This is a genomic window from Pseudofrankia sp. EUN1h (assembly GCF_001854645.1).
Lineage (GTDB): Bacteria > Actinomycetota > Actinomycetes > Frankiales > Frankiaceae > Pseudofrankia > Pseudofrankia saprophytica.
On record NZ_MBLN01000045.1, the window covers coordinates 161,118 to 180,888 of the forward strand.

A 19,771-nucleotide genomic window follows, 5' to 3' on the forward strand; every position below is an offset into this window, starting at 1 on the left:
ATAACGCTCGTTTAGCGCTATCCGGGGGTGGGCGTGGGCAACTTCGGCTTTCTGCAGGCAGAGTGGCCGGACCTGTGCAAGGAGGCGGGGCAGGCCGAGCGGAACGCGCTGGTGGACCCACGGGCGGCGTGCTTCTATGCGCGGCGAACGCTGGAGCTGGCGATTCACTGGCTGTACGACGTGGACACTTCGCTGAAGCCGCCGTACAAGGACCAGCTGGCCGCGCTGATCGCCGAGCCGACGATGGTGACGCTGGTCGGGCAGACACGCCGGATCAAGATGGACGCGATCCGCAAGCAGGGCAACGTGGCCGTCCACCACAAGACGCCGGTCGCCGAGAACGATGCCCTCCGGTCGCTGACCGAGCTGTTCCACATCCTGTACTGGATCGCCCGCACCTACACCCGCGACCCGGCGAATCTACCGGCCGACAGGCTGGGCTTCGAACGGAACCTGCTTCCCCGCCCGGTCGACGTCCGCCAGCAGACGATGGCCGCGCTGAAGAAGCAGGAGGCGCAGTTCCTCGCCCARCAGGCCGCGCAGGCGGAGAAGCTGGCCGAGGAGCGGGAGYGCAATGYGCAGCTCGCCGCCAGGATCGAGCAGCTGCGTGCCGAGCTCGCCGTGGCCAAGGCGGCGAACACGGCCCGGCCGGACACCCACGACTACAACGAGGCCGATACCCGGGCGTACATCGTCGACCTGCTGCTCAAGGAGGCCGGCTGGCCACTCGACAAGGCGCAGGACCGCGAGTTCCCCGTCACCGGGATGCCCATCACCGCCAGCAACAAGAGCGGCAACGGCAAGGTCGACTACGTGCTGTGGGACGACGACGGCAAGCCCCTCGCGCTCATCGAGGCCAAGCGGACCACCAAGGACGCGATCACCGGCCAGCACCAGGCGAAGCTGTACGCCGACTGTCTGGAGAAGAGTCACGGCCAACGCCCGGTCATCTTCTACACGAACGGCTATACGACCTGGCTGTGGGACGACTATCCCGTCGCCGGCTACGCACCGCGCGAGGTCCAGGGCTTCTACACCAAGGATGAGCTGCGCTTACTCGTCCTGCGGCGGGCGATGCGCAGGCCGCTMGCCGCCGAGTCGATCAACGACGACATCGTGAACCGGGCGTACCAGTCACGGGCGATCCGCCGGATCGGCGAGGCGTTCGAGGAGAAGCAGCGCGGCGCGTTGCTGGTCATGGCGACCGGCGCCGGCAAGACCCGCACGGTGGTCGCCCTGGTGGACCAGCTCGCCCGGGCCAACTGGGTGAAGCGGGTGCTCTTCCTCGCCGACCGGCAGGCGCTCGTCAGGCAGGCCACGAACGCCTTCAAGGCGCACCTGCCGGGCATGCCGGTCGTCAACCTGCTGGAGGAGAAGAACGAGACCGCCCAGGTCTACGTCAGCACCTACCCGACGATGATGAACCTGATCGACGAGGTGGATGCCGGCGGGCGGCGCCGGTTCGGACCCGGCTACTTCGACCTGGTGGTCGTCGACGAGGCGCACCGGTCGATCTTCCAGAAGTACCGGTCGATCTTCGACTACTTCGACTCCCTGATCGTCGGCCTGACCGCCACCCCGCGCGGCGAGATCCACCGCAACACCTACGAGCTGTTCGGCCTGGAGGACCGGGTGCCCACGGATGTCTACGACCTTACGGAGGCCGTCCAGGACGGTTACCTCGCGCCGCCGCGGGCCGTCGATGTGCCGTTGAAGTTCCAGCGGCACGGCATCCGCTACGACGAGCTGTCCGAGGACGACAAGGAGAAGTGGGACGCCGCCGAGTGGAGCGAGGACGGCTCCGTCCCGTACGAGGTGCGCTCCGACGAGCTCAACACGTTCCTGTTCAACGCGGACACCGTCGACAAGGCCATTGAGGTCCTGATGACGCGAGGCCTGCGGGTCGCGGCCGGCGACCGCCCGGGAAAGACGATCATCTTCGCGAAGAACCAGGCCCACGCGAACTTCATCGCCGAGCGGTTCGACAAGAACTATCCCGAACACCAGGGCGAGCTCGCCCGGGTGATCACCTACCAGACGTCCTACGCCCAGGACCTGATCGACAAGTTCTCCGACCCGGAGAAGGCGCCGCACATCGCGATCTCGGTCGACATGCTCGACACCGGCATCGACGTGCCCGAGGTCGTCAACCTGGTGTTCTTCAAGCTGATCCGCTCGAAGATCAAGTTCGCACAGATGATCGGCCGGGGCACCCGGCTGTGCGCCGACCTGTTCGGCCCGGGCCGAGACAAGAACGAGTTCCTCGTCTTCGACCTCTGCCAGAACGTCGAGTACTTCAACCAGAACATGGCCATCGAGGAGCGCACGCCGGCGCCCTCGCTCGGCCAGCGCATCTTCCAGCGCCGCGCAGACGTGTTGCTGCACCTGGACGACCGGCTCGCCCACGCCGGCACAACTCCCGACGGCACCGGGCCAGCCTCGGCAGACCCCAGCGCCAGTAACCCCGATGACGTGGTCAGCGGCGAGGCCGAGCTGCGGGCAGATCTCGCCCGCCGGCTGCGCGACCAGGTGACCGGGATGAACCCGGAGAACTTCCTGGTCCGCCCGCACCGCGAGCAGGTCGACACCTACTCCGCCGCCAACAGCTGGAAGAAGATCACATCGGCGGAGCACGGCGACCTGGAGAAGCTGGCCGGACTGCCGAGCGCCTACCAGGACGACCCGGCCGGCGAGGAGGCCAAGCGCTTCGACCTGCTGATCCTGCGCCTCCAGCTGGCCTGCCTCGGCGCGGAGGCCGGGTTCGCCACGATGCGCGCGCGGGTCCAGGAGATCGCCGCCGCGCTGCTCACCCAGACCACCATCCCCGCGGTCCGCGACCAGGCCGAGTTCCTCGACGAGCTGACCACGGGCACCTGGTGGCAGAACGTCACCCTGCCGATGCTGGAGAACGTCCGCCATCGCGTGCGTACCCTCGTCCGGCTGATCGAGAAATCCAAGCGCAACATCGTCTACACCGACTTCGAGGACGAGCTTGGGGAGATCGGCGAGCTTGCCCTCACCTGGCAGCCGCGCGGGGACGACTTCGAGAAGAAGATCCGCACCTACCTGCGCAGCCACGAGGACCAGCTCGCCATCCAGAAGCTGCGCCGCAACCTCCAGATCACGACGGTCGACCTCGGCGAGCTGGAAAAAGTGTTCCTGGAGACTGGCCTCGGCAACGATGAGGACATCGAACAGGCGAAGACCAGGCATCACGGCCTCGGCCTGTTCCTGCGTTCGCTCACCGGCCTCGACCGTGAAGTCGCCACCCGGGCGTTCGACCGCTTCCAGGCAGGCCGCGCCCTGACCGCCAACCAGCTTCACTTCCTCGGCAAGATCGTCGAAGTTCTCACGGCTCGTGGTCTGCTTGAGGTCGGCGACCTCTACGAACCCCCGTTCCGGCAGCTCTCGCCGAGCGGGCCGGAAAGGTTCTTCACGGAATCGGACATCGACACGCTCGACACGATCTTCGAGGAGATCCGGGGCACCGCTACTCCGCGGTCGGAGGCGGCCTAGCGGAAGCCGCCGGCGGCGACGCGCGTCGCTTCAGGCGTCGGCGTCGGTCAGCCGGCCGGGGCGAAGACGACCAGGTAGCGGCACTCGCCGGCGTGGTCCTCGGCGAGAGCGAGAGCGGTGCCATCGGCGGCGAGGACGCCGTAGGGGCCGACGAGGCCGGCGGCGGGCAGGCGGCGGCCGTGGGCCACCGCGGCCGCCTGGGAGGCATCCACCCGCCGGACGGGGAAGGCGGTGGCCACGGCGTCGGCGAGCGGCGTCACGGCCGCGGCGGCACGCTCGGCGAAGGCGTCCATGCCGAGCGCCTCCGTGACCGCGAACGGACCGACCGAGGTACGCCGCAGCGCGGTCAGGTGGCCGCCGCAGCCGAGCGCCGCTCCCAGGTCACGCGCGATCGCCCGAATGTAGGTGCCGCTGGAGCAGGCGACCCGGACGGCGAGGTCGGTGCCGGCCGGGTCGGGCGCGCCGGTGGCACGGTCGAGGCGCTCGCGCAGCTCGAAGGCGCTGATCGTGACCCGGCGGGCGGCGAGCACGACGTCCTCGCCGGAGCGGACGCGGGCATAGGCCCGTTTCCCGTCGACCTTCACGGCGCTGACACTGGACGGGACCTGGTCGATGGCACCGGTCAGCGCCGCCATGGCGGCGGCGAGCCTCTCGGGCGCGGCATCCACCGGGCGCTCGTCGAGCACCTCGCCCTCGGCGTCGTCGGTGACCGTGGTGGCGCCGAGACGGATGACCGCCTCGTACTCCTTGCTGGTGAGCGCGAGGTGCCCGAGCAGCTTCGTCGCGCGCCCGACGCCGAGCAGCAGGACCCCGGTCGCCATCGGGTCCAGGGTGCCGGCGTGGCCGATCTTGCGGGTGCGCAGGATCCGCCGTGCCCTGGCGACGACGTCGTGCGAGGTCCAGCCCTGGGGCTTGTCGAGGACGACCAGCCCATCGAGCACGGCCCGGCTGGTCCCGGGCGACGCGGAGTGGGAGGCCTCGGCCGCGGTGGAGGCGGCGGTGGGCGTCGTCGGCAGGGTCATCTGGGCTCCGTTCACACCGGCGGCAGGTCGGACAGCCGCGTGACGCGGGTGGTGCTCCAGCCCAGTGGGCCCACGCCACTGTGGCCCGAGGCCACCCGGCGCACCTGGTTCAGGATCCCTCCGACGATCTCGCCGACGCGCCGCTCCTCATCGGACCGCTCATCGGGCTCCGCGCCCGGCCGGCCGTCGCTCGGCCGGCCATGGGCCGCGTCGCCCTCCTCGGGCCCGCCGACGAGGAATCCGGCCTTCTCGCGGTGTCCGCCGCCGCCGAGCTCCGCGGCGAGGGCACCGACGTCGATCAGCCCGCGCGAGCGCAGCGAGACGGTCCAGCCGCCGCCGGGAAGCTCCTTGGCCACCGCGGCGAGATCCGCTTCCAGCACACCCCACAGCACGTCGACGACGCCCTCGACGTGCTCCAGCCGCAGCCCGCGCTGGGTGAGGTCCGCGGCGGTGATGTAGGTCCACGCCAGCCGGTGCCCCGGGGCGTCGGAGGACTCCGAGAGGCCGGCGCGGCCGAGCACCTCGGCGAGCAGGCCCAGGTAGCCGAACCGGTGGATGCCCCACACCGACCAGCCGATCACGGTCGGGTCGGCACCGGCCTCCACCAGCCGGGCGGCGGCCCGGTGCGCGGCGGGGCTTGCCGTCGCCTGCCGGAACGAGCCGGTGTCGGTCGCGAGCCCGGCGTAGAGCGCGGTCGCGACGAGTGCGTCCAGCGGCAGCCCGAGCCGGTCGAGCAGCTCCAGCACGACCGTCGACGTCGACGGCGCATCCGGGTCGACGAGCCTGACCTGCCCGAACTCGGCGCTGGAGCGATGGTGATCGACGACGAGGGAGCGCGGGGCGGCCGTCATCCGGGCCGCGAGCACGCCCAGCATGTGCGGCGCCGCGGCGTCGAGGGTGACGACCAGATCGAGGTCGCCCGGGAGATCCGCGGGCGCCGCCAGCAGCTCCCGCCCCGGCAGGAAGGCCAGGCCGTCGGGCACTCGGAACGGGTCGGCGTCGAACGAGACGACGACGTCCGCTCCGGCCTCCCGCAGCGCGAGCCCCAGCGCGAGTGCCGAGCCGAGGGTGTCGGAGTCCGGGTTGGCGTGAGCGAACAGCCCGACGGCCCAGCCGTCGGCGACGGCCTGCCGCAGCAGGCCAGCCGCGTCGGGGCTCATCGCCCGACGCCTCCCACGGGTCGTTCCTGGCCCGCCTCGCCTCCGAGACCGTTGTCATCGTCCGCGAGGTCGTCGGCGTCGGCGAGGTCCCCGGCGCCGGCGTCGTCCAGGCCCTTGACGACGCCACGGTCGTCGATGTCGTCAAAGTCGTCGACGTCCTCGAAGTCCTCGAGATCGTCGTCGTCCTCGATCACGCGTGGGTGCCGGTACGGGTCAGGGTCGCCCGCCGGGCTCGCGCCCTCGCGGACGGAGGCGACCTGGGCGTCCCTGGCCTTGGCGACCTCGAGCAGAGCGTTGAGGTGCTGGGCGTCGTCGGGCAGCCGGTCGTGCACGAAGGTCAGCGTCGGCGTCGACTTCACGCCGGTCGCCTTGCCCACCTGGGAGCGCAGCAGGCCCTTCGCCGACTCCAGTGCGCGCGCCGACGAGGCGCGGGCCTCGTCGTCGCCGTAGACCGTGTAGAAGACGGTCGCCTCCATCAGGTCCGGGGTCACCCGGGCGTCCGTGATGGTCACCATCCCCAGCCGGGGATCCTTGACGCCACGCTCCAGCGCGGCAGCGACGACCTCCCGGACTCGCACCGCCAGCCGACGCGCGCGGGCGGGGTCAGCCATCGTTCAACACCTCCATGCCCCTTCAGGCCCGGTACGGGGCCTCCCGGGGCGCCTCGTCGACGTCGTCCTCGGCGAGAAGACGACGGCGCGACTCCAGAATCTCCAGCTCCGGGTGTTCGGCGACCAGACGCTCACAGCCGTCGAGCACGTCGACGCAGAAGCCCCTGTCCGCGGCCACGACCGCGATGCCGATCTTCACCCGCCGGTGCAGGTCGTGGTGGTCCACCTCGGCCACGCTCACCGGGAACCGCTTGCGCAACTCGGCCACGACCGGCCGCACGAGCGACCGTTTCTCCTTCAGCGAGTGGACGTCACCAAACACCCCGTCCACGCTGAGCAGACCTATCCACATGTATGTCTTTGTCCTGCTAACTAGTCAACGATCTCATCCGAGACGACGCCCCCGGAGCAACATCTGACCGGTGCCCCCTGCTCGCTGCCTTGCGGCAGCTTCGCTGGGGGCACCGGTCAGAACCGGTCACGCGCGCGGGATCTCGCGCTGCTCGAAGGTTTCGATGACGTCTTCGATCTTGATGTCGTTGAACGAGCCGAGCCCGATACCGCACTCGTACCCGTCACGAACCTCGGTGACGTCGTCCTTGAACCGCTTGAGCGACTCGACGGTGAGGTTGTCGGCGACCACGACACCGTCCCGGATCAGGCGCGCCTTGCTGTTGCGCCGGATGAGACCGCTCCGGACGATGCAGCCGGCCACGTTGCCGATCCGCGGCACCCGGAAGACCTCGCGGACCTCCGCGGTGCCGAGCTGGGCCTCCTCGTACACCGGCTTGAGCATGCCCTTGAGGGCGTTCTCGATGTCCTCGATCGCCTGGTAGATGACCGAGTAGTACCTGACCTCGACACCCTCGCGGTCGGCCAGCTCCGTCGCCTTGCCCTGCGGGCGGACGTTGAAGCCGATGATCAGCGCGTCCGACGCCGAGGCCAGCATGACGTTGGTCTCGGTGATCGCGCCGACGCCCCGGTCGATGATGCGCAGCCCGACCTCGTCGCCGAGGTCGATCTTGAGCAGCGCGTCCTCGAGGGCTTCGACCGAACCGGACACATCGCCCTTGAGGATGAGGTTGAGCTGGGTCTTCTCGCCCTCCTTCATCCGCTCGAGGATCGTCTCCAGCGTCGGGCGGCCACGGCTCATCGCCAGCTCGGCGTTGCGCTCGCGGGCCTGGCGCCGCTCGGCGATCTGCCGGGCGACCCGGTCCTCGGGGACAACCAGGAAGTTGTCGCCCGCGTCCGGGACGCTGGTGAAGCCGAGCACCTGCACGGGACGGGCCGGGCCCGCCTCGGACACGTTCGCGCCGTTCTCGTCGAGCATCGCCCGGACGCGGCCGAAGGCCTCGCCAGCGACGATCGAGTCGCCGATCTTGAGCGTTCCGCGCTGTACCAGCACGGTCGCCACCGGGCCGCGGCCGCGGTCGAGCCGGCCTTCGATCGCGACACCCTGGGCCTCGACGTCGAACGCCGCCTGCAGGTCCAGCGACGCGTCGGCGGTCAGGACGATCGCCTCGAGGACACCCTCGATGTTGGTCCGGTTGCGGGCCGACACGTCGACGAACATGGTGTCGCCGCCGTACTCCTCGGCCACCAGCCCGTATTCGGTCAGCTGGCCGCGGACCTTCGCCGGGTCGGCGCCTTCCTTGTCGATCTTGTTGACCGCGACCACGATCGGCACGCCGGCCGCCTGGGCGTGGTTGAGCGCCTCGATGGTCTGAGGCTTCACGCCGTCGTCGGCCGCGACCACCAGCACCACGATGTCGGTCACCTGCGCGCCACGGGCACGCATGGCGGTGAACGTCTCGTGGCCCGGGGTGTCGATGAAGGTGATCGGCCGTTCCTCGCCGTCGACGACCGACCGGACCTGGTAGGCGCCGATGTGCTGGGTGATGCCACCCGCCTCGCCGCCCACCACGTCGGTGGACCGGATCGCGTCGAGCAGCTTCGTCTTGCCGTGGTCGACGTGACCCATGACGGTCACCACCGGCGGCCGGGTGGTCAGCACGACGTCGTCGCCGTACTCGCCGCCGAACTCCAGGTCGAAGCTCTCCAGCAGCTCCTTGTCCTCATCCTCGGGGCTGACGATCTGCACGTCATAGCCGAGCTGGACGCCGAGCAGCTGCAGGGTCTCGTCGGTGCACGACTGGGTCGCGGTCACCATCTCGCCGAGCTGGGTGAACACCACCTGGACCATCGCGCCCGGGTTGGCGTCGATCTTGTCGGCGAAGTCGGCGAGCGACGCGCCACGCGGGAGCCGGATGGCCTGCCCGTTGCCACGGGGGACCATCGCCCCCATGCGCGGCGCCTCGAGCCCGCTCTCCCACTCTTGACGCTTTGCGCGCTTCGACTTGCGCTGACGACCCGGACGGCCACGACCACCGGGACCGAACGCGCCCGCCGTCGTGCCGCCGCGACCGCGACCACCGGCCGCGGGACGGCCGCCACCGGCGCCGCCACCACCACCACCGGGACCGCCGGGACGACCTGCGCCACCGCCACCGGGAGCGCCACCGGGACGACCGGGAGCACCGGAGCGACCGGCGAAACCGCCGCCGCCACCGGGACGCGGACCACCGCCACCGCCGCCGGGACGCGCGCCCGGACCGGCGGGGCGACCAGGAGCGCCGCCGGCCGGGCGCGGGGCGAACATGCCGGGACCGGGACGCGGGCCACCGGAGCCACCCGGCCTGGGCGGCATGCCGCCGCCGGGACCGGGACGCGGGCCACCGGAGCCACCAGGCCGAGGCGGCATGCCGCCGGGACTCGGCCGCGGGCCACCAGGGCCGCCCTGGCGCGCGGCGCCGGGAGCACCGCCGGGACGACCGGGAGCGCCGGAGCGCGGGCCACCGGGCGCCGACGGCGGCCCGGGGCGTGGACCGGCGGCGGAACCGGGCGTCGTGTACGGGTTGTTGCCGGGTCCAGCCGGCCGGGGGCCGGGACGTGGGCCTGGCCGGGGACCGCCACCGGGCCGGGTGGGCGCGGCGGAGGGACCGCCGGCCGCCGCCTGCGCGGCGCCGGGAGCCCCGGGACCGCCGGCAGAGCCGCCGGGCGCCGCGGGGCCACCGGAACGCGGTGGACGCCCCCCGGAAGGACCAGAAGGACCAGAGGGAGCGGGGCGCGGGCCGGGCCGTGGGCCGGCCTGCGACGGAGACTGCGGCGCGGCCGAAGCGGCCGCGCCGGCCGGACGCGCCACCTCAGGACGAGGCGCGGTGTCCGGACGGGCGGGCGCGACCGGCGCCTCGGCACCGCCGGCGGGGGAACCACCGACGGAGGGACCACCAGCGGACGGACCGCCGACGGCGGCCGGGCTGCCGGCGGACGGCGGCAGCGGAGCGCCGGCACCAGGCGCGCCAGCTCCCGGGCTTACCGGGCGGGCGGCTGGGCCAGGACGAGCGCCACCGGGACCTGGGCGCGGCCCTGGGCCTGGACGGCCGGGGGTCGGACCAGGGAATGGACGGGGGCCGGCGCCTGGACGGGCGCCGTTACCTGTTGGGCCGGGCGCGGGGCGACCAGCCGGTCGGGCGGCCGGAGCCTCACCCTCACCGCCGAGCCGCTCCTTGAGCTTGCGCACCACGGGCGCTTCGACGGTGGACGAGGCGGACTTAACGAACTCGCCCATTTCCTTCAACGTGCCGAGCACGGTCTTGCTGTCGACGCCGAGCTCTTTCGCGAGCTCGTGTACGCGGGCCTTACCTACCACGGTGCTCCTTCGTTCGGCCCGCGGTTCAGCGCCCGCGTGACCTCGTTACCTGCTGGTCGCGATCATGGCTGCGTGCTCATTGCGCGGTCATCGCTCTCGACCTGCTTCCTGTCGACGTCATCCGGCGCCTATCCGGGGACGCCCCCGTCGGGTAGGGCACTCCCCCGCCCTCTTGCTCAGGACGCACCGCCTGGGCACCGCCCAGGCGCATCGCCCCTCTGGCTAACAACGTCCGGGCTCGTCATCGTCCCGGGCGGGACCATGAACCTGCTGGACGTGAGCCCGGACCCGCTCGAGATCGAGCGGACCAGGCACCCGCAACGCCCGCGGAAACGCACGACGGCGCTCCGCGAGATCGAGGCATGCCGCGTCGGGGTGCACGTGCGCTCCCCGCCCAGGCATACGACGGCGTGTGTCCGGCAGAAGTACACCGTCCACCACGACGATACGCAGCAGGTCGGACCGCGCCGCTCGGGTCCGGCAACCAACACAGGTGCGTATGACAGCTGTAGTTGCCCTAACAGCAGTAGTCGCACCAGTCAGGCTCGGCTCCGCACGGCGTGCCATAGCGAGTCTATCCCGTTGCGCCCCTAGGCTGCCCGCCCGTGGCCGGCGAACGCCGTCCGGGCGCTCCCCCGGCGGAGGTGGCGGCATCGGATCGCCGCAGGTCCGCCGGCCCGGCTCCGGCCCGGCGCGGCGGGTCCGCTGGGCGTCGCCCGGCGCCACCATTGTCACCTTCCGTATCCGAATGGATGTCGATCCGCCAGCTGGTCAACCGCGCGGCGAGCCGGGCGTTCTGACCCTCACGGCCAATGGCGAGCGAGAGCTGGTAGTCCGGCACGGTCACCCGCGCCGAGCGGCCGGCGAGGTCGGTCACCTCGACGCGCGAGACCCGCGCCGGCGAGAGCGCGTTGCCGACGAACGTGGCCGGGTCGGCCGACCAGTCGACGATGTCGATCTTCTCACCGTGCAGCTCGGCCATCACGGCGCGAACCCGGCTGCCCATCGGGCCGATGCAGGCTCCCTTGGGGTTCACTCCGGCGACCTTCGAGCGGACCGCGATCTTGCTGCGATGCCCGGCCTCGCGGGCGATCGCCGCGATCTCCACGGTGCCGTCGGCGACCTCGGGAACCTCCAGCCGGAACAAGCCCTTCACCAGCTCGGGATGGGTCCGAGAGAGCGTGACGGCCGCGCCGTGCGGCCCCCGGGCCACATGCACCACGTAGCACTTGATGCGGTCACCGTGCTCCAGGCGCTCGCCGGCGACCTGCTCGGCCGGCGGCAGCACGCCCTCGACGGTGCCGAGGTCGACGAGCACCACCCGCGAGCCGGCGCGCTGCTCGTGGTGCTGCACCACGCCGGAGACGATCTCGTGCTCGCGGTCCGCGTACTGGCCGTAGGTGACCTCCTGCTTGGCCTCCCGGAGGCGCTGCATGATGACCTGTTTGGCGGTCATCTGGGCGATCCGGCCGAAGTCCGCGGGAGTGTCGTCCCACTCCCTGGCCGTGCCGTCCGGTCGGATCTCGCTGGCCAGCACGGTCACCTCACCGGTCTGGCGGTCGACCACCACCCGGGCGTCGACCACCCGGGGCTCCTCGGCCGCGCCGCTGGCATGCGGGCCCTGCGTGTGCTGGTAGGCCTTGAGCAACGCTGTCTCGATCGCCTCGACCAGGGTCTCGAAGGCGAGGTCGTACTCCCGTTCGATCCCGCGCAGCTCGGCGACACTGATTTTCACCGGTCTGTCTCCTCACCTGGGCTTGGGCCGCTGTCCTCATGACCTCCGCCGGCTCGGCCCCGCCGAGCCCCTCCCAGGTCGTTACCGGTGGCCGGGCCGCCGCCCGCGGGCGCGTCCCGCTCGAGCCCCCTCGGGCCCTCGGCCCCGCCACCGTCGTCATTCCCGTCGTCCTCGTCGAGGCCCTCGTCGTCGAGGTCCTCGTCGTCGTCCTCGTCCCAGACGTCGTCGCCAGCGCCGAGGTGATCCTCCTCGCCTGGCGCCTCGTCCTCGTCGAACTCGTCCTCGTCGGGTTCCTCACCCGCCGCCGCCTGCCCCTCGGCCGCGCCAGACCCACCCGCCGCGGAGGCGGCGTCCGGCACGGAGTCGGCATGGCCGAACTCGATCTGCACGACCGCGTGGGCCACGTCGGCGAAGCGCAACCGCTCGATCTGGGTTCGCACTGGGCGCCCGCGCCGCACGGGACCGACCGCCACGGCCAGGTCCGCGCCGTCGTCGTCGGCGCCCAGAACCCGGCCCACCACGGCCGTGCCGTCGGCGCGCCTGGCCTCCACCAGCCGGCCACGCGCCCGACGCCAGTGCCGCGGCAGCGTGAGCGGCCGGTCGACGCCGGGAGAGGTGACCTCCAGCATGTAGGCACCGATGAGGCCCGCCTCGTCGCCCACCTGGTCGAGCAGGTCGGAGATCAGCCGGCTGGCCTCCGCGACCGCGTCCAGGTCGACGCCGCCGTCACGATCGACCGCCACCCGCAGCACACTGCGCGAGCCCGCCCGCGAGAGGTTCAGGTCCTCCAGGTCGAACCCGGCCTCGGCGAGCGCAGGGGCCAGCCGTTCCCACACCGCGGCCCGCAGCGCCGCGACGCTGTCAGCCGAGGCCGCCTTCCCTGCCGGCGCCGGCCGGGCGGCCTGCGTCGCCGCGGGCTGGCCGGAACCCTGCTGGCCAGCCCCGGCATACGCGGCCCTTCCAGGCCGCGCGGAACCGCCCGGCGGCCGGCGGCCTGTACGGCCCGCGTCCCGTGCCACGTCGCCCAGTCCTCTCCGCGTATTCCAACACTTGACCAGCGCCCGAACTTGGCCAGCGCCCGACTCTGGCATGCCCCGCGGGCGGGCGGCGCCACGTCATTCCGCCCAGGTGGCCGGTAGCCCGACACACCATGCCTGTCCCATCGCGCCAGCAGGGACAATGATCAAGATGGCTGCCGACGATACCCGCAGCCTCATCCGAGATCCATAGCCTACGTCCGTCGCGGTGCGGCTCCAATCACGGCCTGACCGTAGTCAGTGCTCACGGCCACGAGAGACGGCCTCAGGCCCGTCGCCGGCACGCGCCCGGTCGGTGCGCGGGGGGCCACTCCGATGGCACCGACGTGTGATTGGCTGCGAGGCGTGGGTGGGGGTGGGGTGGGTGTACGCGGCGCGCCGTCAAGGCGGGCCGCGCTGGCGCTGCCGGCGACCGGGCTCGCCGTGACGGGGCTGGCGACCATCGCCGGCTGCACCGAGTCGCGGCCGGCCGGCGCGCCCGCGCCACCGCCGGTCGATCTCGCGGCCGCGCGAGCCGCCGCGCGCACCGAGCACGACCTTTTGGCTGACTACGACGCCGTGATCGCTCGCCACCCCGCGCTCGCCGCGCTGTTGGGCGGGTTGCGGGCGCATCACACGCAGCATCTGGCCGCCCTCGCGGCCCAGGTGCCGGCCCTGGCGACCGCGAGCCCGGACGGCGCCACCCCCGGTGGGCCGTCCGCCACGGCCCTGGCCACCCCGTCAGGCACCACCACGGCCCCCGCTGTGGGTGCCTCCCCGTCCGGGAGTGCGGGCGCACAGCCCGGCGCGGACGACTCGCCGGCGGCGAGGGCCAGCGCCCTCGCCGAGCTCGCCACCGCCGAGCGCACGGCGGCGGACGCGCATCGCGCGAGCTGCCTCGCCGCGACGAGCGGGCTCGCGCCGCTGCTCGCGAGCCTGCGCGCGGCGGAGTCCTGCCATGCCGACCTGCTCTCGCTGGCCGGCCCGGCCGGCTGAACGCGGACCCACCCGCCGCCCCGACCCGCACCGACCCCGAACCCGGACCAACCTGGCCGACTCCGGCCCCAACCGACGAGGAAGACAGACGGGCACCATGGTGGCGACCAGCCGGCCGGCGACCCCGCCCAGCGCCAAGGCCACACCCGGCGCGGCGCTGGACGCGCGCGCCATCACCGCTCTTTCGGCGTTGGTGGCGGTCGAGCACGCCGCCGTGTACGGAGCGGCCTCCGCCGGCGGCGCGCTCGCGCCTCTGGGCGTGGACGCGCGGGATGCCCGTGGCCTTGCCGCCGCCGCCTACACGGCGCACCGGCAGCTACGTGACGCGCTGATCGCGTTGCTCCTCGACGCGGGCGCGAAACCGCCGGCGTCGCAGCCCGCCTACACGCTGCCGGTGAACCCGGCCAGCGCGGGGGCCGCGCTCACGCTGCTCGCCGAGCTGGACGACCGGACCGCGGCGAGTGCCTATGACGCCATCGGCTCGGCCACCGGCCGGGCCCGCGAGCTCGTCGTCGACGCGCTCGCGCAGGCGGCGGGGCGCGCCCAGCGCGCCCGGCTGACCGCCGGCCTGGCTCCCGCGACCGCGGTCAAGGCCCTCCCGGGCCGGTCCTGACCCCGCCCGGCCTCAGCGCCTGGACCAGGCGCCCGGCGCCCGGCCGCGCTCGCGGACGATGTCGGGCAGGTCGCCGGTCGCGATGTCCGCCAGGGTCACCGCCTCCAGCACCTGGCGCAGACTCACCCGGACGGCGATCCAGACGTCCTGCAGGTTCTTGGCCGCACCCTCGTACGACACCTCTTCCGGCCGGCGCCCGCGCACGCCGGCCAGCGGCCCGTCGGTGGCCCTGATCACGGTCGCCACGTCGATCTCGTGGGCCGGTCTGGCGAGCTGGTAGCCACCGTCCGCTCCGCGCCGGCTGCTCACCAGACCGCTGCGTCGCAGGTCGGTCAGGATGTTCTCGAGGAACCGCAGCGGCAGGTCCTGCGCCAAGGCAAGCGTTTCGCCCTTGACCAGGCCGCCGTCGCTGGCGGCCAGGGTCAGCAGTGCGCGCAGGGCGTAGTCGGCGCGCGCGGAGATCTGCATGACTCCATCTTGCCGCTCCGCCCGCGACCACGCCCACAGCGGGGGCCGCCGGGAGCGTGGGCGGGGCCTTGCCGGCTCCCGGCCCGCGCCTCTTTCAACGGGCGGCGCGGACCCAGACGCGCTGGCCGAGCGCGAGCTGGAGGTCCTCGGCCTGCCCACGGGTGAGCTGTGCCCAGGGCTGCTCGGCCCCGGTGTCCAGCGTGGCCCGGACCTCGTAACCGATGCGCTGCAGGCCGGCGACCTCGGCGGACGTGGTGTCGGGGGTGTCGGACGTGAAGATCTCCAGGTCGTGCGGGCGGACCAGCCGACCGGCGAGACGGGTGACGGGGCCGAGGAAGCCCATGACGAAGTCGTTCGCGGGCTTGTCGTAGACGTCGGCGGGGCTGCCGACCTGCTCGATGCGGCCCTGGTTGATGACCACGAGCTCGTCGGCGACCTCGAGGGCCTCCTCCTGGTCGTGGGTGACGAAGATCGTGGTGACGTGCACCTCGTCGTGCAGGCGCCTCAGCCAGTCGCGCAGCTCCTTGCGGACCTGGGCGTCCAGGGCACCGAACGGCTCGTCTAGCAGGAGCACGGTCGGCTCGACCGCGAGGGCGCGGGCCAGGGCCATGCGCTGGCGCTGCCCGCCGGAGAGCTGCTCGGGCAGCCGGTCGGCGAACTGCTCCAGGTGGACCAGGGCCAGCAGTTCCTGCACCCGCGCGCGGATCTCGGCCTTGGGACGCTTGCGGATCTCCAGGCCGAAGGCGACGTTGCGGTAGACCGTCAGGTGCTTGAAGGCCGCGTAGTGCTGGAACACGAAGCCGACGTTGCGGCGCTGCGGCGGGAGGCGGGTGGCGTCCTGGCCGTTGATCCGGACGGTGCCCGAGTCCGGCTGCTCGAGGCCGCCGATGATGCGCAGCAGGGTGGACTTGCCGCCGCCGCTGGGGCCCAGGAGCGCGGTCAGCCGCCCGTCCGCCACGGTCAGGTCGACGTCGTCGAGCGCGACGAAGCTGCCGAACCGCTTGCCGACCGAGCTGACCTCGATGCTCACCTGAGCCCACCTTTGTCCAGTTCGACGTCGTTCGACGCGACGTTGTTCAGCGCGAGGGCGGCCGGCGCGGGGTCGGCCGAAAGGGCGAGGTCATCCGGCACCACGGCCGGTGGCCCGCTGTGCTTCGACTCGTTCTCGCGCCGGCGGAGGAACACGAGCACGATGACGAGCACGGTGACGACGATGAGCAGGAACGCCAGCTGGAAGGCCCCTGGTTCGAGCTGCTGGACCCGTTCACCGACCAGCAGCGGCACGGTCTGGGTCTGGTTCTCGCCGCTGACGTTGCCGGACACCACCAGCACGGCGCCGTACTCCCCGATCGAGCGGGCCAGGCTCAGCACGATCCCGTACAGCAGCGCGGGCCGGATGATCGGCAGCGTGATCCGCAGGAAGCGCTGCCAGGCGCTGGCGCCCAGCACCCGGGCGGCCTGCTCCTGCTCGATGCCCTCCTCCGCGAGGACGGGGACCACCTCGCGCAGGACCAGCGGGAACGAGACGAAGGTCGTCGCGAGGATCATGCCGGGCAGCGAGAAGATGATCTCGATGCCGGCGTTGTGCAGGGTGCTGCCGAACCAGCCGTCGACCGGGCCGTAGACCAGCACCAGCGCGAGGCCCACCACGATCGGCGAGACCGAGAGCGGCAGGTCGGCGAGCGCGCTCAGCAGCCGGCGCCCGGGGAAGCGGTAGCGGGTGATCAGCAGCCCGAGGCCCACGCCGAACACGGCGTTGAGCGCGACCGAGGCGAGCGCGATCTCGGCGGTCAGCCGGAAGGCGGTCACCGCCTGGTCGGAGCTGATGGCCGACCAGAAGGCCGCCGGCCCGGGGCTCACCGTCTTCCAGGTCACGACCACCAGCGGGACCAGCACCAGGACCCCGACGTAGAGCAGCGCGACGGTGCGCAGCCCGAGGCGGGTGGAACGGCGGTTACCCACGGCGGGCCGCCGCGCGCTGCAGCAGGTCGAGGCCGACGATCACGAGCAGGCTGACCGCCAGCAGGACGGTCGCGGTCGCCGCGGCAGCGGGGAAGTCGAAGTTCTCGATCTTCTGGTAGGCGTACATCGAGGACACCTTGGTACGGCTGAGGCCGCCGGAGATCAGTAGCACCGAGCCGTACTCGCCCATCGCCCGGGCGAACGCCAGCGTCGCCCCCGACGCGATCGCCGGCAGCAGCACCGGCAGCACGACCCGTCGGAAGATCGTGAACGGCGACGCGCCGAGGCAGGCGGCGGYCTGTTCGACCTCGGTGTCCAGCGCCATGAGTACCGGCTGGACCGACCGCACCGCGAACGGAAGCGTCACGAAGAGCAGCCCGAGCACGATCGCCCGCTGGGTGCCGAGCAGGTGGACGCCGACCGGGCTGTTGGTGCCGTACACGGCGAGCAGCACCAGCCCGGCGACGATGGTCGGCAGCGCGAACGGAATATCGATGATCACGTCGACGAGTCGCCGACCGGGGAAGGGGTCACGCACCAGCACCCAGGCCAGCAGCGTTCCCATCACGGCATTGATCGCGGCCACCAGCAGTGAGCTGACCACCGTCAGGCGCAGCGCTCTCACGGCACTGGGGTCGGTGATGTTGTCCCAGAAGCCGGACCACCCACCGGTGAACCCCCGCGCGACGACCGCCGCCAAGGGGATCAGCACCAGCAGGCTCAGCCACAGGACCGCCACGCCCAGCCCAAGCCCCGACCCGGGCCCGAGCCGCGCGGCGCCAGAGGCGTCCCGCGCGGCCCGGGAACGAGCCGGTGAAGCCGCCGTCGCCGGCTCCACCACAGTGCTCATCCGGTGGCGTTCTCGATCTTCGTCACGATGCCGTTGTCGGCGTCGAAGAACTCCTTGTTGACCTTGCTCCAGCCACCGAGGTCCGTGATGGTGGTCAGCTTCTCGATGGTCGGGAACGGCTTGGAGGGATCGTTCGCGCCCTCGACGGTGCCGATGGTCGCGTTCTTGTCCGTCGGGCGGAAGCCGTGGCTGGCGAAGATCGCCTGGCCCTCGTCACTCTTGGCGTATGCCAGGAACGCCTTGGCCGCCGGCGAGGCGGACACGGTCACCGCGGCCGGGTTCTCGATCAGGAAGGTTTCCTTGGGGATGACGTAGTCGAGGTCGACACCCTTCTGCCGGGCGCCGATGGCCTCGTTCTCGTAGGAGAGCAGCACGTCGCCGGTGCCCTGGGTGAACGTGGTGGTGGCCTCCGCGCCGCTCGCGGGCTTGCTCACCACGTTCTTGAAGAAGGACGTCAGGTACTCCTGGGCCTGCGCGTCCGTGCCGCCCTCGGCCAGGGTGTGGGTGTAGGCCGCGAGGATGTTCCACTTCGCCGAGCCGGACGAGGCCGGGTCCGGCGTGACGATCTTCACGCCTGGCTTGATCAGGTCATCCCAGCCGGTGATGTGCAGCGGGTTCCCCTTGCGCACCGCGATCACCACGACCGAGTTCGAGATCTGACCCTTCGTGCTGTCCGCGTTCCAGTCCTCGGCCACGAACTTCGGCACCAGGCGAGTCATGTCCGGGTCGAGAGAAAAGGTCACGAAGTCGGCCTTCTGGCCGCTGGCCACCGACTTGCTCACGGTGCCGCTCGCCCCGAAGGTCTCCGAGAACTTCACACCCTTGCCCGCGTCCGTCTTGACGAACGCGTCCTGCAGCTCGTCGTAGGCCGGCTTCGGAACCGAATACCCCACGATCGCGACCGACTGGCCCGCGTTGGCTCCCGCGCCGGCTCCCGCACTGGCACTCGCCCCAGCGTCGTCGCTTCCCCCGGAGTCACCGCCGCAGGCGGTCACCGCCAGCGCGAGCGCCGCACCAGCAGCGATCAAGGGCGCACTGCGCCACAGCCTACTCGGCTTCATATCTGGTCCTCCCCGGACGTACACACCGCAACGCTACAGGCAAGTCGATCGGACTTGTCGGGAACGACAGCATGCCAGACCGGGCACACCATGACCAACACCTTGTTGCATCCGCAACACGGACGAGTAACAAACTTTCCGTTTTCTCGATGGGCTTTATCGAGAATAGAGTTGAGAGGCCCCCAGCGGGGAGCGAAGATCTAAAACAGGATCGACGCGAAGGTGCCGACGCGGCTGAAGCCCACCCGCTCGTAGGCGCGGCGGGCGGGCAGGTTGAAGTCGTTGACGTACAGGCTGACGACCGGCGCGTACATCGCCTGCGCCAGCGCCACGACGCTCGCCGTGCCGGCGGCGCCGAGCCCGCGGCCGCGCAGCCGCGGCGCGACCCAGACGCCCTGCACCTGGCTCACCCCGCCGGCGATCGCGCCGATCTCGGCCTTGAACAGCACCTGCCCGTCCTCGATCCGCGCGAACGAGCGGCGCTGCCCGACGAACTCCGCGACGCGGGCGCGGTAGAGCGCGCCGCCGTCAGCGAGGATCGGCGACACGCCGATCTCCTCGGTGAACATCGCGATGCTTGCCGGCATCAGGATGTCCAGCTCGTCCGGGCGTACCAGCCGAACGCACGGGTCGGGGGCGACCAGCGGCGACCCTTCGATCACCAGTAACGGCTGCTCGCCCCGCACCTCGCGAGCCGGCCCCCAGAAAGGCTCCAGGTGACCCCACAGCTCGGCCACCGCGCCAGCCTCGCCGACGATCGACGAGCAGCGCCGGCCGGACCGGCGGGCCCGTTCGGCGAACAGCCGAACGGACGCGGCACCGGCACCGACCGGCCACAGGTTCGCGCCCGAATAGCACAGCGCGGCGATCCTGCCGTCGACGACGTGTCCCCAGACCTCCGCGCCCAGCCGCCACGGGTCGAGCCCACAGGCCTCCACCCGGGACGCGACGAACACGTCGGTGACCGGGTCCCGGGCCAGCAGCTGACGGACCGCGGGCAGGTCGCGGTCGTCGAGCAGCCGGACCGGGCTAGACCGTAGTGGCAGACCCAT

17 protein-coding genes are annotated in these 19,771 nt (G+C 71.9%); 3 read left to right on the forward strand and 14 right to left on the reverse strand.

Going from position 1 to position 19,771, the window contains the following annotated elements; genetic code table 11:
* Window positions 1-33 precede the first annotated feature (33 nt).
* Window positions 34-3,516, forward strand: a complete 3,483-nt coding sequence (locus BCD49_RS11725) for a DEAD/DEAH box helicase family protein (RefSeq protein WP_071041499.1) — start codon at window positions 34-36, stop codon at window positions 3,514-3,516.
* A 47-nt stretch (window positions 3,517-3,563) separates the two neighbouring features.
* Here BCD49_RS11725 and truB read toward each other — a convergent pair whose 3' ends face one another.
* From truB to rimP, 8 genes are all read right to left on the reverse strand, one after another.
* Entirely contained in the window at window positions 3,564-4,538 is a 975-nt protein-coding gene (gene truB, locus BCD49_RS11730) for a tRNA pseudouridine(55) synthase TruB (RefSeq protein WP_007513456.1), read from the reverse strand.
* 11 nt (window positions 4,539-4,549) lie between these two features.
* A complete protein-coding gene (locus tag BCD49_RS11735; RefSeq protein ID WP_007513457.1) occupies window positions 4,550-5,698 on the reverse strand; it encodes a DHH family phosphoesterase in 1,149 nt (382 codons plus the stop codon).
* The gene (gene rbfA / locus BCD49_RS11740; RefSeq protein ID WP_007513460.1) at window positions 5,695-6,309 is read right to left on the reverse strand and encodes a 30S ribosome-binding factor RbfA; all 615 of its coding nucleotides are present in this window, start codon (window positions 6,307-6,309) and stop codon (window positions 5,695-5,697) included. Before rbfA ends, BCD49_RS11735 begins: the two co-directional genes overlap by 4 nt.
* A gap of 22 nt (window positions 6,310-6,331) precedes the next feature.
* Window positions 6,332-6,661 carry a DUF503 domain-containing protein gene (locus BCD49_RS11745; RefSeq protein ID WP_007513462.1) on the reverse strand — a complete coding sequence of 110 codons (330 nt, stop codon included), beginning with the start codon at window positions 6,659-6,661 and terminating at the stop codon, window positions 6,332-6,334.
* Between the two features lie 126 nt (window positions 6,662-6,787).
* Window positions 6,788-10,018 (reverse strand): translation initiation factor IF-2, encoded by a 3,231-nt coding sequence (gene infB, locus BCD49_RS11750; RefSeq protein ID WP_035931083.1) that lies wholly within the window; start codon window positions 10,016-10,018, stop codon window positions 6,788-6,790.
* Between the two features lie 222 nt (window positions 10,019-10,240).
* Window positions 10,241-10,672 carry a YlxR family protein gene (locus BCD49_RS40535; RefSeq protein ID WP_335341686.1) on the reverse strand — a complete coding sequence of 144 codons (432 nt, stop codon included), beginning with the start codon at window positions 10,670-10,672 and terminating at the stop codon, window positions 10,241-10,243.
* A complete protein-coding gene (gene nusA / locus BCD49_RS11755) occupies window positions 10,593-11,753 on the reverse strand; it encodes a transcription termination factor NusA (protein ID WP_007519447.1) in 1,161 nt (386 codons plus the stop codon). Before nusA ends, BCD49_RS40535 begins: the two co-directional genes overlap by 80 nt.
* Window positions 11,750-12,772: a ribosome maturation factor RimP gene (rimP, locus tag BCD49_RS11760; RefSeq protein WP_007519448.1), complete on the reverse strand. Its 1,023-nt coding sequence runs from the start codon at window positions 12,770-12,772 to the stop codon at window positions 11,750-11,752. Before rimP ends, nusA begins: the two co-directional genes overlap by 4 nt.
* Window positions 12,773-13,150: 378 nt before the next feature.
* Here rimP and BCD49_RS11765 point away from each other — a divergent pair, with 378 nt between their 5' ends.
* Window positions 13,151-13,765 (forward strand): hypothetical protein, encoded by a 615-nt coding sequence (locus BCD49_RS11765; RefSeq protein WP_007519449.1) that lies wholly within the window; start codon window positions 13,151-13,153, stop codon window positions 13,763-13,765.
* A gap of 97 nt (window positions 13,766-13,862) precedes the next feature.
* Entirely contained in the window at window positions 13,863-14,378 is a 516-nt protein-coding gene (locus tag BCD49_RS11770) for a DUF4439 domain-containing protein (protein WP_007519450.1), read from the forward strand.
* A 12-nt stretch (window positions 14,379-14,390) separates the two neighbouring features.
* Here the strand turns inward: BCD49_RS11770 and BCD49_RS11775 are convergent, their stop codons facing one another.
* The 6 genes from BCD49_RS11775 to BCD49_RS11800 form a co-directional block, all read right to left on the reverse strand.
* Window positions 14,391-14,846, reverse strand: a complete 456-nt coding sequence (locus tag BCD49_RS11775) for an RrF2 family transcriptional regulator (protein ID WP_007519451.1) — start codon at window positions 14,844-14,846, stop codon at window positions 14,391-14,393.
* A gap of 94 nt (window positions 14,847-14,940) precedes the next feature.
* Window positions 14,941-15,876 (reverse strand): sulfate/molybdate ABC transporter ATP-binding protein, encoded by a 936-nt coding sequence (locus BCD49_RS11780; RefSeq protein ID WP_007519452.1) that lies wholly within the window; start codon window positions 15,874-15,876, stop codon window positions 14,941-14,943.
* A complete protein-coding gene (locus tag BCD49_RS11785) occupies window positions 15,873-16,808 on the reverse strand; it encodes a sulfate ABC transporter permease subunit (RefSeq protein ID WP_007519454.1) in 936 nt (311 codons plus the stop codon). Before BCD49_RS11785 ends, BCD49_RS11780 begins: the two co-directional genes overlap by 4 nt.
* A complete protein-coding gene (gene cysT, locus BCD49_RS11790; protein WP_071041478.1) occupies window positions 16,801-17,658 on the reverse strand; it encodes a sulfate ABC transporter permease subunit CysT in 858 nt (285 codons plus the stop codon). The genes BCD49_RS11785 and cysT overlap by 8 nt, the downstream gene beginning before the upstream one ends.
* Complete coding sequence (locus BCD49_RS11795) at window positions 17,655-18,719, reverse strand: sulfate ABC transporter substrate-binding protein (RefSeq protein ID WP_007519457.1); 1,065 nt, start codon at window positions 18,717-18,719, stop codon at window positions 17,655-17,657. Before BCD49_RS11795 ends, cysT begins: the two co-directional genes overlap by 4 nt.
* A 200-nt stretch (window positions 18,720-18,919) precedes the next feature.
* Window positions 18,920-19,771 (reverse strand): GNAT family N-acetyltransferase, encoded by an 852-nt coding sequence (locus BCD49_RS11800; RefSeq protein ID WP_007519459.1) that lies wholly within the window; start codon window positions 19,769-19,771, stop codon window positions 18,920-18,922.